This is a genomic window from Streptomyces sp. NPDC058257, assembly GCF_042881845.1.
Classification (GTDB): domain Bacteria; phylum Actinomycetota; class Actinomycetes; order Streptomycetales; family Streptomycetaceae; genus Streptomyces.
In genome coordinates this window covers 658,454-671,554 of sequence record NZ_JBHVXJ010000003.1, presented here as the reverse complement: position 1 = coordinate 671,554, position 13,101 = coordinate 658,454, and the positions used below count along the sequence as shown (strand labels likewise).

The following is a 13,101-nucleotide window of genomic DNA, read 5'->3' as shown; positions in this document are numbered from 1 at the left end:
ATGCTCGGATGCTCGGATGCTCGGACGCCAGGGGGGCGGGGCTTGGGACCGGGCTTGGGGCGGGGCCTGGGGCGGGGCTCCGTCGGATGCGACGAAGGGGGTGTCCGCGGGCCCGTTAGAATCGACAAAACAGACCCCTGCTCACGCACGAGCCCCAGCTCACGCGCAAGCTCACGCTCAACGCCGGAAGGCCGCCGCCGTGCCATCAGCGTCCCCCGCTGCCGCCGCCCCCGACACCGTTCTGGTCGTCGACTTCGGAGCGCAGTACGCCCAGCTCATCGCCCGCCGCGTCCGCGAGGCCCGGGTCTACAGCGAGATCGTGCCGAGCACCATGCCGGTCTCCGAGATGCTCGCGAAGAACCCCGCCGCGATCATCCTCTCCGGCGGCCCCTCGTCGGTGTACGCGGACGAAGCCCCCTCCGTGGACCGCGCACTGTTCGAGGCGGGCGTCCCCGTCTTCGGCATGTGCTACGGCTTCCAGCTGATGGCGATCACCCTCGGCGGCACCGTCGACAACACGGGCGCCCGTGAGTACGGCCGTACGCCCCTGCACGTCTCCAAGTCCGGCTCGACCCTCTTCGAGGGGACCCCGGACGAGCAGCCCGTGTGGATGTCGCACGGCGACGCGTGCAGCGCGGCACCCGAGGGCTTCACCGTCACCGCGTCCACGGACGTCGTGCCGGTCGCGGCCTTCGAGGACGACGAGAAGAAGCTGTACGGCGTGCAGTACCACCCCGAGGTCATGCACTCCACACACGGCCAGCAGGTGCTGGAGCACTTCCTCTACCGGGGCGCGGGCCTGAAGCCCGACTGGACCACCGGCAACATCGTCGAGGAGCAGGTCGCCGCGATCCGCGAGCAGGTCGGCACCAAGCGTGCGATCTGCGGTCTGTCCGGCGGCGTCGACTCCGCCGTGGCCGCCGCCCTCGTACAGAAGGCCATCGGTTCGCAGCTGACCTGCGTGTATGTCGACCACGGACTGATGCGCAAGGGCGAGACCGAGCAGGTCGAGAAGGACTTCGTCGCGGCCACGGGCGTGAAGCTCAAGGTCGTCGACGCGCAGGAGCGCTTCCTGAGCGCCCTCGCCGGGGTCTCCGACCCCGAGCAGAAGCGGAAGATCATCGGCCGCGAGTTCATCCGTGTCTTCGAGCAGGCCCAGGCGGAGATCGTCGCCGAGGCGCCGGGTGACCAGCCCGTCGAGTTCCTCGTCCAGGGCACGCTCTACCCCGACGTCGTCGAGTCCGGCGGCGGCACCGGCACCGCGAACATCAAGTCCCACCACAACGTGGGCGGGCTCCCCGAGGACCTCGAGTTCCAGCTGATCGAGCCCCTGCGCCAGCTCTTCAAGGACGAGGTGCGGATGGTCGGGCAGGAGCTCGGTCTGCCGGACGAGATCGTCCAGCGCCAGCCGTTCCCGGGCCCCGGCCTCGGTATCCGCATCGTCGGCGATGTCACCAAGGAGCGTCTGGACCTGCTCCGCGACGCCGACGCGATCGCCCGTGAGGAACTGACCGCGGCCGGTCTCGACCGTGAGATCTGGCAGTGCCCCGTGGTGCTGCTCGCGGACGTGCGCAGCGTGGGCGTGCAGGGCGACGGCCGGACGTACGGCCACCCGATCGTGCTGCGGCCCGTGTCGTCCGAGGACGCCATGACCGCCGACTGGTCGCGCCTTCCGTACGACGTCCTCGCGAAGATCTCCACGCGCATCACGAACGAGGTCGCCGACGTGAACCGCGTCGTCCTCGACGTGACGAGCAAGCCCCCGGGCACCATCGAGTGGGAGTAGTCCCCAGGGCCTGACCCAGGTCCGAACGCCGGTGCCGCCGTCCCCCGAAGCCGGGCGGCGGCACCGGCGTTTTCTCGCCTCCCCCGGGGCGTTCGTCACGTCCGCCTGGTCGTCCGCGCCGGTGCACCCGGCTTCCACAGCTGCACCGCCAGATACTTCTCGTCCTCGATGTACGTACGCACCACTTCCGTCAGTTCCGTGCGGAAGAGGTGGAAGGCGGACGGGTCCGGCGGGTCCACCTCGCCGACGTACCGCGCGACGACCTCGGGATCCTCGACCTCGATCGCCCGCCCCGAGATCCGGATGTCGCCGCCTGCCATCTCCGTGCCCGACCCGGGGTTCGCCTGGATCGAGAAGCGCGGATCGCGGCGCAGGTCGAGCGCCTTCATCGAGCCCGGCATCATGCCGAGCCACAACTCCCCGTACAGGAAACGGACTTCGAGTCCGGTCGTGCGCGGTGATCCGTCCTTGCGGAGTGTGGCGAGGACGTGGTGCGTGAACAGGCCGAACCGCTCCTCGGTGGTCCGGGCGAAGGTGGGTTCCGCCGCGCTGAAGACTGCCCAGTTGGTCGTCATACGGCGAGTGTCCCGCCGATACCCGACACCTGCTGTCCGCTTTGACGCACCGGCCTCTGTCCGGCATCGCGCCCGGCATACGCACTCTCTTCACAGGGCACCCCTGTCTTCCTGCGCTGACCGACGGTAACTTCCGCTCCGTACAGCCAGGGATGGAGGACACATGCAGGCGCCCACACCGATACCCGTCGAGCGGTTGCAGTTCGCGATGCCGCCGGTGCACGAATCGTTGGCGGACGAACGGCGGCACCGCAAGGAACGGCTCGCCGGGGCGCTGCGGATCTTCGGGCGGCTCGGGTACGAGGACGGGGTGTCCGGGCACATCACCGCGCGGGACCCGGAGCTCGAGGACTGTTTCTGGGTGAACCCCTTCGGGATGCCCTTCAAGCACGTCACCGTGGGCGACCTGGTCCTCGTCAACGCGCAGGGGCAGGTCGTCGAGGGCCGCCACCACGTCAATCAGGCCGCCTTCACCGTCCACGCGCAGGCGCACCTGGCGCGGCCCGACGTCGTCGCCGTCGCGCACTGCCACTCGCTGCACGGCCGCGCCCTGTCCACGCTCGGCGAACTCCTCGACCCGATCACCCAGGAGTCCTGCGCCTTCTACGAGAGCCACGCGCTGTACGACGGCTACACGGGCGTCGTCGTGGACTCGGACGAGGGCCGCCGCATCGCCACCGCGCTCGGCGACCACAAGGCCGTCATCCTGCGCAACCACGGGCTGCTCACCGTCGGCGACTCCGTCGACTCCGCCGCCTGGTGGTTCCTCACGATGGAGCGCTCCTGCCAGGTCCAGCTGAGCGCGCGGGCTGCGGGCCGCCCGATCCTCATCGGCCACAAGCAGGCGGTGGCGACGCGCGAGCAGCTCGGCAGCGATCTCGTCGCGTGGATCAACTACCAATCCCTGTGGCAGGACATCAGCCGCAGCGAACCGGATCTGCTGGCCTGAGGCCGAGCCGGTGACGCCTGCCGTCAACATGGGTGAGCGGAAATCACCCTCGCTGACCTGACCCGAGGAACCCGATCGCCCTCCAGTACGGCACAATCCCCTTTCATCGCAAGGAAGTTCACGTTTCGGTGCTCGAACGAGGGCGGGGAAGGCGGCGTACGCGGTGGTGGCGGTGCAGGAGGCGCGACGGGGCGCACATGGGGGCGGCTGCACATGTGGCGACTGCCCGCACGGTGCGCGGGAGGGGCATCGGCGTGCCGTGGCCGCATTCCTCGCCAAGCGCGACGAGCTGGCGGCGGGACAGGGGCTGCCCGCGGCGGTCGCCCACTCGGCGGGCGCTTCCCGGCAGTGGGTGTCGGACGAGCTGACCCAGTCCGCACGCGCCGTCGCCGAACGCGGCCGGGCCGAGGGCGAGGCCTGGCTCGGCCGGCTGTGGCCGCGCACCGTCGGCGTCGTCTGGGTGGCCGTGGGCGTCCTGCTCCTGGTCCAGGCGCTCACCGCGATCGGCAGCGGGTGGACCCTTGCCCGGAGCGCCGGGGTACTCGCGGCCGTGGTCGTCGGCGGCCTGCTGACCGGCGCCGGATATGCGCACCGGGCGCGCGGCGGCATCTTCGCGCCGTTGATCGGCGAGGACAACCGGCTCTCCACCTCCCGTGCGGTGGCCGCCTGCTGGGTCCTCCTCGTCGTCTTTTCCGTGCTCGTCCTCGTGGGCGAGCTCGCCGGGGCTTCGGGCCACCGCGAGCGGGACGAACTGATCGCCGGGCTCGACCTCGCCCGCGCCGTCGGCGTCGTGACCGTCCTCGCGGTGGTCTGCGGGGTCGCCGTGCTCGTACGCCGCGTGGTGGGCCTGCGCGTCCTTGGCCAGCGGCTGCAGAAGGTGCCCGCCGACCGCCCCCGGGCCGCCGACCTGCTCACCGACGACGCGGGCCGCGGCAGCTTCGCGGACGTGCAGTACGTCCTGGTCGGCGCCGTCGCCATGGTCTTCGCCGCCGTACGCCTCGCGCGCCGCCCCGAGCAGCTGCCCGACCTGCCGTGGGGCCTGGCACTCCTCGTCCTGGTGTCGGCGGCGACATACCTCGCGGGCAAGTACGCCGAGGGCGGCCGGCCCGTGATCCTCTCCGTGGTGCGCGCCCGCGAGGCCGGTGATCTCGACGCCCCCATCCGCACGGGCGACGACATCGAGATCCGCGGCGCCGGATTCGTGCCCCCGGGCGCCCAGACCGCCGATCGTCTCGCCCGTATGGTCGTTCGCATCGGGACCGTGCACGTCCACGTGCCGCTCGTCCCCGTGCCGGGCGGTTTCACCAACCCGACCGACGCGGCCCTGACCGTCCCCGTCCCGGTCGACGTGGAGCCGGGGCGCGTCGACGTCCAGGTGATCACGGCCGCGGGCGTGGAGACGAACCGCTGCACGATCGACGTCACGGACTGAAGCCACCGTCTTGCCGTCGAGCAGGTCCTCGCGAATTCGGTGCAAGCCACTGAGCAGGCCCCCCTGTTCGTACGTATCGTCAGATGACGGGTCCATGGGCGAAGCGGGTCAACGGGAGAGGCGGCGAGAGCGATGGCTCACGGCATGCGTACCGACAGCCACACCAGCTACGTCAGAAGCAGCGGCTGGCGGGAGAGCGCTTCCCGGTATGCCCTGCTACCGCTCCGGATCTTCCTCGGCGTCACCTTCATCTACGCGGGTCTGGACAAGCTCACCGACAGCGCCTTCATGTCGGCCAGTGGCTCAGGGTCCATCGGCGACATGATGGAAGGCGTCCGCGACATCTCCGCCTTTCCGGCCCTCGTCGACCTCTCCCTCAAAAGCCCCGTCGGTTTCGGCTACGCCATCGCCCTCGGCGAACTGGCCGTCGGCATCGGTACCCTCGTCGGTCTGTTCGCCCGGATCGCCGCGCTCGGCGGTGCGCTGATCTCGCTCAGCCTCTGGCTGACCGTGAGCTGGTCCACCGAGCCCTACTACTACGGCAACGACCTGGCCTACCTGATGGCCTGGCTTCCGCTGATCCTCGCCGGGGCGTCCGTCTTCTCGGCCGACGCGATGATCACGGCCCGCCGCAGGTACGCGTCGGGGCTCGACTGAGGCTCGGTCGGGCTGGGGCGGGCTAGGCCGGGCTGGGGCGGGCCGCAGTGGGCTAGGCGTCCGTGGAGTCGTCGGCCGAGCGGTCCGTCGAGCGGTCCGTCGTGCGGTCCGATATGCGGTTCGCCGTGCGGGCCGAGGATCGGCCGCGTATGCCGTAGGACACGGCTGCCGCCGCGCCTCCGAGGAGCAGCCCCGCAAGGAGGAGCGGGAACGCCATGAACCACGGTGTGTCCCAGATGCCGCCCGCGTCGCCCGCATAGGCGATGGCCGCTATCAGCAAGAACAGGCCAAGGACCAGCTTGCCGGGATGGAACTCATGACGTAGCACGGGCCACCTCCACCTGTCCGATGCCAACCTCGACGTGCATCTCGAGCGTCCCGCCGTTCTTGCTGCCCGCGGGCGGGGCCAGCGTCACCGACTTCCCCTTGCCCGGAGCGATGTCCACGTCTCCCTTATGGCCGTCCGGCAACTGGATGTCACCGACGCCCACTTCGATGTCCAGCTTCACCGTGCTGTCCTTCGGCAGGACCACCTTGAGCTGCCCCGCTCCCATCTCGGCACTCGTGCTCAGCGTCCGGCCCTTGCCGGGCCCGGCGCGGGTCAGGTCGAGTGTGCCGAGGCCCGTCCCCAGTTCGTACCGGGGCTTGACCTGTTCGGCCGCGGTCGGTCGCCACTCCGTCTCCCCCCAGCTGGTGGTGATGTCCTTGGGCAGTGCGGCGGCGCCCGCGAGCAGCCCGGCCGTGATCACCGCGAGCACGATCGAGCCCACGCCGGTGCGCCCGAGGAAGGCGCTGAGCGCGATGCCGACGCCGAACACGGCGAGGGCGAGGGCCAGGCCGGTCTGCAGGCTGGTGCTGAGCGACTGCTCCTCCCACGTGAGGGCGGTGCCGAGACCGCCGGCGAGCAGCGCCCCCAAGAAGACGAGGCCGCCGATCCAGCGTGGGCCGCGCGGCTTGGACGGGGGGGCCGTCTCGGGCTCCCACTGCCGTATCCGCCCGTGCGGGGGGTCGGGCTGATACTGGACGGTCACTCCCTCGGGCCCCCAGAAATAGCCCGAGATCCCGTCGTGCGTGCCGTCCTTGATGATCGGGTCCCGCCACCACGACGGGGCACCGGCCACCGGAGGTGCCTTCGCCTCCGGCGGGGCATCCGCCACGGCCTGGGCCGCCACCGGGTCGGGGTCGGTCGTACCGCGCTGCTGCGACCAGTACCCCGCGCCCGCGAGGAGCAGTGAGAGGACGGCGGCGAAGGCGAGTGCCCCGCCGTTGTTCAGCAAAGAGAGGAAGACGCCGCAGCCGACGAGCGCGAAGAGCACGGCCGTCAGGGCCTGGCCGTCCACCCGGCCGGAGAGGAGCCTGCGCGCCTCGTTCTCCTCCTCGTCCTCGAAGGGGACGAACAGCCACGCGAAGCCGTAGAAGACAAGGCCGAGCCCGCTGGTGACGGAGATGAGTGCGAACCCGATCCGGAAGATCACCGGGTCCATGTCGCAGTGCTGACCGAGCCCCGCGCACACACCGCCCAGCCTTTTGTGCCGCCGGTCGCGGCGGAAGGCCCGCACGACCATCGGCCCGCCCGGCTCCTGCGCCGTGGCGGTCAGGGGATCGGGCGCGGTCTGCGGGCCCGTCCCGGCGGGCTGCTCGTCTGTCATGTGTCCATGGTGACGGGCAGGAGGCCGCCGCGGCAGCCGGGACAACCCTGGACGAACCCTGAGATCGCCCCTGACACGTCCCTGCCCCGACCGCCACGCCACCCCCGTCCGAGGCGGAGATCAGGGACGTCTCGGGGGTCGACCCTGATGCCCGTGCCCGCGTACGCGTGTGAATATCGGAGGCATGCCGGAAGCCGCAGCAGTATCCATCGAAGACGAGCGGCCGCTGCGAAAGCTCTATCGCAGCGGTGACGGCCGTTGGCTCGGCGGTGTCGCGCGCGGCCTCGCCGGTCATCTCGGGCTGCCCGTCGTCTGGGTGCGGTTGATCTTCGCGGGTCTGTTCATGGCGGACGGACTCGGCGCTCTGCTGTACGCGGCGTTCTGGTTCTTCGTGCCGCTGGGTGTCGGCGGGGTCGACGCCCAGCGCCCGCCTTCCGCCGTCACCAGCGAGACGGCGCCCGACGGGCGCCGCAGACTCGTGGCCCGCAAGCCGGACAGGGGTCAGCTCGTCGCGCTGCTCGCGATGGTCATCGTCGCCATGGTCTTCGTCGGCAATGTGGATCTGGGCAGCTCCACCAAGGCCTACCTCTGGCCGACCCTGCTCGTCGGCGCCGGTGTCGCGCTGGTCTGGCGGCAGGCCGACAACGCCCGCCGGGCCCGCTGGATGGCCGTTGGCCGCCGCAGGCGCACCCTGACCATCGCCCGCGCGGGGGCCGGAGTGCTGCTCGTGGGCGCCGGTGTCACCGGCATCGTCGTGCTGCAGGGCTCCACCTCGCACCTCAGCTCCGTGCTGCAGGCCGCGCTCGCCGTGCTCGTCGGCGTCGCGCTGCTCGCCGGCCCCTATCTCGTGCGCATGATGCAGGACCTCTCCGAGGAGCGGCTGATGCGTATCCGCGCCCAGGAGCGGGCAGAGGTCGCCGCCCATGTGCACGACTCGGTCCTGCACACCCTGACCTTGATCCAGCGCAACGCCGAGAACGCCTCAGAGGTGCGCCGTCTGGCCCGCGCCCAGGAGCGCGACCTGCGCCAATGGCTCTACAAACCCGAGGGCACGGGCAAGGACGAGGCGGACGAGCCCAATACCCTCGCCGAAGCGGTCCGGCGTGACGCCGCGGAGGTGGAGGACAAGCACGGCGTCCCCATCGAGGTCGTCATAGTCGGCGACTGCCCGCTCGACGACCGTCTGACGGCGCAGACGCAGGCCGCGCGGGAAGCAATGGTGAACGCCGCCAAGTACGGTGGCGACGGCGGTGCGGTGCAGGTCTTCGCCGAAGTCGACGGGCAGACGGTGTTCGTGTCCGTCCGGGACCGCGGCCCCGGCTTCGATCTGGATTCCGTGCCGGACGATCGCATGGGCGTACGAGAATCGATCATCGGCCGTATGCAGCGCAACGGCGGCACGGCGCGGCTTCGCGCGGTGCCGGGGGGCGGCACGGAAGTCGAGCTGGAGATGGAGAGGACGGCGACGACATGAGCGAAGCGAGCGAGCCCGTGGGGCCCAGGGGCGGATCAGAAGGTGCGGCCGAACCGATCGCGTCGGCCGGGGCGACCGAGTCGACCACGTCGGCCGGGGCGACCGGATCGGCTCAGCCCGCCGGTGCGACGGCCGATGCGGCCGGTGCCGCCGTCGGTGGTGACCAGGAGGGGCGCCGAGCGCGCGTCGTCCTCGTCGACGACCACCGGATGTTCCGCACGGGCGTCCAGGCGGAGATCGGCAGGACCGCGATCACCGGTGTCGAGGTCGTCGGCGAGGCCGCGGACGTCGACCAGGCGGTCACGGTCATCACGACGACGCGCCCCGAGGTCGTGCTCCTCGACGTGCACCTTCCGGGCGGCGGCGGGGTGGAAGTGCTGCGCCGCTGTGCTCCGTTGATGTCCGATGCCGAGAGCCCTGTGCGGTTCCTCGCGCTCTCCGTCTCGGATGCCGCCGAGGACGTGATCGGCGTCATCCGTGGCGGTGCCCGCGGCTATGTCACCAAGACGATCACCGGCACCGATCTGGTCGACTCCATCTTCCGTGTGCAGGACGGCGACGCGGTCTTCTCGCCGCGCCTCGCCGGTTTCGTCCTCGACGCGTTCGCGTCGACCGACGCGCCGCCGGTCGACGAGGACCTGGACCGCCTCACCCAGCGCGAGCGGGAGGTGCTGCGGCTCATCGCGCGCGGGTACGCGTACAAGGAGATCGCCAAGCAGCTCTTCATCTCCGTGAAGACGGTGGAGTCGCATGTGTCGGCGGTGCTGCGGAAGCTCCAGCTGTCCAACCGGCACGAGCTGACGCGGTGGGCGACGGCGCGGCGGCTGGTCTGACGGTCGGGCCGGCCGTGCTTTCGGCGACGGTCCGGCCCTGACTCAGCGGTGCGCGTCGTTCGCGGCGGGGGCGGGGCCCAACTTCCGTATCGCCCAGCGGTAGTGGCCCACCGCCTTGGTGATGCCGACGAGGCCCGTCAGCCACAGGATGAGGCCCGTGCCCATGCCGAGCACGACGTCGCCGTACGAGTCCCGTCCCGGTTCGGCGTAGGCGGCGGCCGCGAAGGACGCCCACAGGCCGACCGCACAGACGAGGAGGGACGAGAGGAGCCAGCAGAGGCTGAGCCCGGGGGAGCGGAGAGCGGAGTCGGATGCCGGGTGGCTGTCCAGCGCCAGCCAGCTTTCGGTGAGTTCGCGGGCCTTGCGGTCGCTGCGGATACCGACGAAGACGCCGATCACCGAGGGAACGAGAGCTCCGAGGCCCAGGACCGCGCAGAGCGGGCCCAGGACGAAGGCCATCGGATCGTCGTCCTCGATCATCTCGATCGGCACCGTCACAAGCGCCCAGCCGATGACGCAGCCGAGCGCGAGCAGCCAGAGCAGCAGGATCCGATGCATGCCCAGGCTCCGCCTGCGCAGCTCTTCGAGCGCCATGCCGCGGTCGTGCAGCAGCGCGTTCCGGTCCGGCCAGGTGCGCAGACAGGCGGGTGGCGGAGGCGGCGGCAGCGTACGGCGGGGCATGGCCCTGACAGTACCCGCGGGGCCGCGCGGGCCTTCGGGCCACCCGTGACCCCGCCCCCCCACCGAGACCGCTCACGCCACCCGGGCTGCCCCCGCGAACGGCATCTGGCTGATCGGGGCCAGGCGTACCGGTGCGCTCGGGTTCGGGGCGTGGACCATCTGGCCGTTGCCCACGTAGATCCCGACATGGCTGATGCCCTGGTAGAAGAAGACCAGGTCCCCGGGCCGGAGTTGAGAGCGCGGGATCCGTTGGCCCTCGTTGATCTGCGCGTACGTCGTGCGCGGCAGGGCGACCCCCGCGGACCGGTAGGCGGCCTGGGTCAGCCCCGAGCAGTCGAAGGCGTTGGGACCGGTGGCGCCCCATACGTAGGGGCTGCCGAGCGCCTTGTAGGCGTACGAGACAGCCGCTGAGGCGCGGGAGTCGGGGGCCTTGGCCGGGACGCCCAGGGAGCCGTCACGGCCCGCGGTGCGGGAGGCCCTGTCGCCGTCGCCGGTGAGCTTCGCGCGCTGCTCGGCGGTGAGCTGCGACAGGAGCCGCTTGGCCGCGTCGAGTTTTCCGGTGACGGTCTTCTTGTTCTTCCTCAGCTCCGCCTGACGGGACCTGAGGCCCACGAGTGTGTCGTCGGCCTCGCCGCGCAACTGGTCAATCTCCCGGAGCTGCTTCCGCACGCCGGTGACGGCCGCTGCCTGGCGGCTGTCCGCCCGGTCGGCGAGCGCGGCACGCTCGAGGTACTGGTCGGGGTCGGAGGAGAGCGCGAGCCGGACGGCCGGGTCGATGCCACCGGTGCGGTACTGCGCGGCGGCGATGGCACCGAGGCCTTCGCGCGCCGAGTTGAGCTTCTCCGTCTTGCGGGCCGCTTCGTCGCGCAGCTCGCCCAGGGACTTCTCGGCGCTCTCGGCCTTCTCCTTGGCGCCGTTGTACTTCTCTGTGGCGACCTCGGCCTCGCGGTAGAGCGCGTCGACCTTGGATTTCACCGCGGCCGGGGTGAGCCGTGGATCCGCGTGTCCTGTGCCGTCGAAGACGATGGCGGTGGCGGCCCCGGCGAGGGCGATGGTGGCGGCGGTACGGGCCGTATGGCCACTGAGCGAGCGCTGTTTGGGCTTGCGGTGCGCTGCCACGTAGGGGGCTCCTTAAGGTTCCGGCGGCGGCCCACACAGGGGGAGCGGACCGCCGCCGGATTCTCGGCGGTGGTGTCCGACTGCCGCCCCTGTTCGGAGCGGCGGTGGGGAGCCGGACACCTGACGAAGGACGCTAAACCTGACCGTCACGGGATGGTGACGGAATGTGCGCAACTGGCTGAAGTGTGCCGCCGGTGACCGAATGTGGCTGTGCGATCGGCCGGACCGGGCGCCCTTCCCTTAGGCGTGTGACCGATGCGGCGCTTGGGGCCCACCTGGCTACGGAGTGGTGATACGGCCCCGGCTAGGCTCCGGCTCATGGACGTTCTCACCCACCTCTTCGTCGGCCTGCACATCATCGGCATCGCCTCCCTCCTGGGCGGCTTCCTCACTCAGATGAAGCAGATGGGCGAGGGCGCGGCCCGCTTCAACCCGGCGATGCTGCACGGCGCGCTGACGATGCTGGTCACGGGCGTCGTCCTGGTGGGTCTCAACCAGGCGGACGACAACCCGGTCAACAACCTCAAGATCGGCATCAAGATGGCCGTGCTGATCGTGATCCTCGCGCTGGTCTACGTGAAGCGGGACGAGGAGAAGGTGGACAAGGGGATGTTCGGCGCCGTCGGCCTTCTGACCGTCGCGAACATCTTCATCGCGGTGCTGTGGACCTGATCCCGCCCCCCACTCACGGAGAACGGCCCTCCACGCGCGCGTGGAGGGCCGTCTTCTCGTGAGCGGGGGGCGGTGGTTACGCGGGCCGTACCACGCTGTGGATCGGCATGTAGTAGATCGACTCGGTGCGGACGTTCGCACCCGGCTTCGGGGCGTGGATCATCTTGCCGTTGCCGATGTAGATACCTACGTGGCTGATGTCGTCGTAGAAGAAGACCAGGTCACCGGGCTTGGCGTCGGCGGTCTTCACGGTCGTGCCGACCTTGACCTGGTCCCAGGTCGTGCGCGGCAGGGAGATCCCCGCGGCCTTCCACGCGTCCTGGGTGAGGCCGGAGCAGTCGTAGGAGTCGGGTCCTGTGGCGCCCCATACGTACGGTTTGCCGATCTGTGCCTCGGCGAAGTTGATGACCTTCGCTGCCTTCGCCGCGTACCCGCTGTCCGTGTTGCCGGAGCCGGAGCCCGAACCCGCGTCGGAACCGGAACCGGAGCCGGAACCGGTGTCCGGGGTCTCCTTGTTCTTCTCGCGTTCCTTCGCCGCGGCCTCTTCCGCCGCCTTGCGCTTGGCCTCCGCCTCCCGCTTGCGGGCCAGCTCGGCGGCCTTGCGCTTGGCCGCTTCTTCCTTCTTCTTCTCGATCGCCGCGAGCCGCGCCTTCTCCTCGGCCGTCAGCTTCGAGAGCATCGTGCGCGCCTGGCCCAGCTTCTTCTGGACGGTTCGCTTGCTCGTCTTGAGGTCGTCCCGCGAGTCGCTCAGCGTCTGAAGGCTCTTGGTGGCCTTCGTGCGCTGCTTCGTCGCCGCGGCCTGTTTCGTCTGGTAGTCGTCGACCGCCTTCTTCTGGCGCGCGGTCAGCCGGTCCGACAGATGGTTCTGGTCGAAGTACCCCTGCGGGTCGTCGGCGAGCATCATCGTGGCGGTCTCGGAGACGGCGCCGGTGCGGTACTGCGCCGCGGCGAACGCGCCCAGCTCCTGGCGGGCCTCGTTCAGCTTGTCGGTGCGCTGGGCCACATCGTCGAGAAGGGTGTCGACCTTCTCGCGCTGCTTGTCGGTGCGCTCCTTGGCCGAGTTGTACTTCTGTGTGGCCACACCCGCCTGGTGGTAGAGGTCGTCGACCTTCTTCTGGACCTCTTCGAGGCTGGGCTTCTGTGGTGCGGACGGTGCCGCCTGCGCGCTCTGTGACAGCAGGGCCACGGAGGTGAGGGCGGCCGTCGTGATGCCGATGGCGGGGGTGACGCGTAGGCCGGCAATGCGGGTCCGCGGCTTGCGGTGCGACGCCAAG

13 protein-coding genes are annotated in these 13,101 nt (G+C 70.5%); 7 read left to right on the top strand and 6 right to left on the bottom strand.

The window, feature by feature from the left end; genetic code table 11:
- Positions 1 to 199: 199 nt before the first annotated feature.
- Positions 200 to 1,786, top strand: a complete 1,587-nt coding sequence (gene guaA / locus ACFVXC_RS12040; RefSeq protein ID WP_389904259.1) for a glutamine-hydrolyzing GMP synthase — start codon at positions 200 to 202, stop codon at positions 1,784 to 1,786.
- Positions 1,787 to 1,881: 95 nt separating this feature from the next.
- Here guaA and ACFVXC_RS12035 read toward each other — a convergent pair whose 3' ends face one another.
- The gene (locus ACFVXC_RS12035; RefSeq protein WP_389904256.1) at positions 1,882 to 2,361 is read right to left on the bottom strand and encodes a pyridoxamine 5'-phosphate oxidase family protein; all 480 of its coding nucleotides are present in this window, start codon (positions 2,359 to 2,361) and stop codon (positions 1,882 to 1,884) included.
- Between the two features lie 163 nt (positions 2,362 to 2,524).
- Between ACFVXC_RS12035 and ACFVXC_RS12030 the strand changes: the two genes are divergently transcribed.
- From ACFVXC_RS12030 to ACFVXC_RS12020, 3 genes are all read left to right on the top strand, one after another.
- Complete coding sequence (locus tag ACFVXC_RS12030; RefSeq protein WP_389904255.1) at positions 2,525 to 3,310, top strand: class II aldolase/adducin family protein; 786 nt, start codon at positions 2,525 to 2,527, stop codon at positions 3,308 to 3,310.
- A gap of 166 nt (positions 3,311 to 3,476) precedes the next feature.
- Positions 3,477 to 4,742 (top strand): hypothetical protein, encoded by a 1,266-nt coding sequence (locus ACFVXC_RS12025; protein WP_389904467.1) that lies wholly within the window; start codon positions 3,477 to 3,479, stop codon positions 4,740 to 4,742.
- A gap of 132 nt (positions 4,743 to 4,874) precedes the next feature.
- On the top strand, positions 4,875 to 5,399 hold the full coding sequence (locus ACFVXC_RS12020; RefSeq protein WP_389904253.1) for a DoxX family protein: 525 nt from the start codon (positions 4,875 to 4,877) through the stop codon (positions 5,397 to 5,399).
- Between the two features lie 52 nt (positions 5,400 to 5,451).
- On the opposite strand, the gene ACFVXC_RS12015 is transcribed toward ACFVXC_RS12020, so the two are convergent.
- Positions 5,452 to 5,727: a hypothetical protein gene (locus ACFVXC_RS12015; RefSeq protein ID WP_389904252.1), complete on the bottom strand. Its 276-nt coding sequence runs from the start codon at positions 5,725 to 5,727 to the stop codon at positions 5,452 to 5,454.
- Positions 5,714 to 7,048 carry a PspC domain-containing protein gene (locus tag ACFVXC_RS12010; protein WP_389904250.1) on the bottom strand — a complete coding sequence of 445 codons (1,335 nt, stop codon included), beginning with the start codon at positions 7,046 to 7,048 and terminating at the stop codon, positions 5,714 to 5,716. The genes ACFVXC_RS12015 and ACFVXC_RS12010 overlap by 14 nt, the downstream gene beginning before the upstream one ends.
- Before the next feature lie 184 nt (positions 7,049 to 7,232).
- Between ACFVXC_RS12010 and ACFVXC_RS12005 the strand changes: the two genes are divergently transcribed.
- Together ACFVXC_RS12005 and ACFVXC_RS12000 are read left to right on the top strand one after the other, a co-directional pair.
- Positions 7,233 to 8,522 (top strand): PspC domain-containing protein, encoded by a 1,290-nt coding sequence (locus ACFVXC_RS12005; protein ID WP_389904247.1) that lies wholly within the window; start codon positions 7,233 to 7,235, stop codon positions 8,520 to 8,522.
- Positions 8,519 to 9,355 (top strand): LuxR C-terminal-related transcriptional regulator, encoded by an 837-nt coding sequence (locus ACFVXC_RS12000; RefSeq protein ID WP_389904245.1) that lies wholly within the window; start codon positions 8,519 to 8,521, stop codon positions 9,353 to 9,355. The genes ACFVXC_RS12005 and ACFVXC_RS12000 overlap by 4 nt, the downstream gene beginning before the upstream one ends.
- Before the next feature lie 42 nt (positions 9,356 to 9,397).
- On the opposite strand, the gene ACFVXC_RS11995 is transcribed toward ACFVXC_RS12000, so the two are convergent.
- Complete coding sequence (locus ACFVXC_RS11995; protein WP_389904244.1) at positions 9,398 to 10,036, bottom strand: hypothetical protein; 639 nt, start codon at positions 10,034 to 10,036, stop codon at positions 9,398 to 9,400.
- Positions 10,037 to 10,108: 72 nt separating this feature from the next.
- On the bottom strand, positions 10,109 to 11,155 hold the full coding sequence (locus ACFVXC_RS11990) for an NlpC/P60 family protein (protein WP_389904242.1): 1,047 nt from the start codon (positions 11,153 to 11,155) through the stop codon (positions 10,109 to 10,111).
- Positions 11,156 to 11,473: 318 nt separating this feature from the next.
- Between ACFVXC_RS11990 and ACFVXC_RS11985 the strand changes: the two genes are divergently transcribed.
- Positions 11,474 to 11,827 carry a hypothetical protein gene (locus ACFVXC_RS11985; protein ID WP_389904241.1) on the top strand — a complete coding sequence of 118 codons (354 nt, stop codon included), beginning with the start codon at positions 11,474 to 11,476 and terminating at the stop codon, positions 11,825 to 11,827.
- A 76-nt stretch (positions 11,828 to 11,903) separates the two neighbouring features.
- On the opposite strand, the gene ACFVXC_RS11980 is transcribed toward ACFVXC_RS11985, so the two are convergent.
- Complete coding sequence (locus ACFVXC_RS11980) at positions 11,904 to 13,100, bottom strand: NlpC/P60 family protein (RefSeq protein WP_389904239.1); 1,197 nt, start codon at positions 13,098 to 13,100, stop codon at positions 11,904 to 11,906.
- Position 13,101: the final 1 nt, after the last annotated feature.

Excerpts from the sequence above, each read along its gene's own strand:
- ACFVXC_RS12035 (WP_389904256.1), bottom strand. The coding sequence starts at position 2,361 with ATGACGACCAACTGGGCAGTCTTCAGCGCGGCGGAACCCACCTTCGCC.
- ACFVXC_RS12005 (WP_389904247.1), top strand. The coding sequence starts at position 7,233 with ATGCCGGAAGCCGCAGCAGTATCCATCGAAGACGAGCGGCCGCTGCGA.
- ACFVXC_RS11985 (WP_389904241.1), top strand. The coding sequence starts at position 11,474 with ATGGACGTTCTCACCCACCTCTTCGTCGGCCTGCACATCATCGGCATC.
- ACFVXC_RS12010 (WP_389904250.1), bottom strand. The coding sequence starts at position 7,048 with ATGACAGACGAGCAGCCCGCCGGGACGGGCCCGCAGACCGCGCCCGAT.
- ACFVXC_RS12000 (WP_389904245.1), top strand. The coding sequence starts at position 8,519 with ATGAGCGAAGCGAGCGAGCCCGTGGGGCCCAGGGGCGGATCAGAAGGT.
- ACFVXC_RS12030 (WP_389904255.1), top strand. The coding sequence starts at position 2,525 with ATGCAGGCGCCCACACCGATACCCGTCGAGCGGTTGCAGTTCGCGATG.
- ACFVXC_RS11995 (WP_389904244.1), bottom strand. The coding sequence starts at position 10,036 with ATGCCCCGCCGTACGCTGCCGCCGCCTCCGCCACCCGCCTGTCTGCGC.
- ACFVXC_RS12020 (WP_389904253.1), top strand. The coding sequence starts at position 4,875 with ATGGCTCACGGCATGCGTACCGACAGCCACACCAGCTACGTCAGAAGC.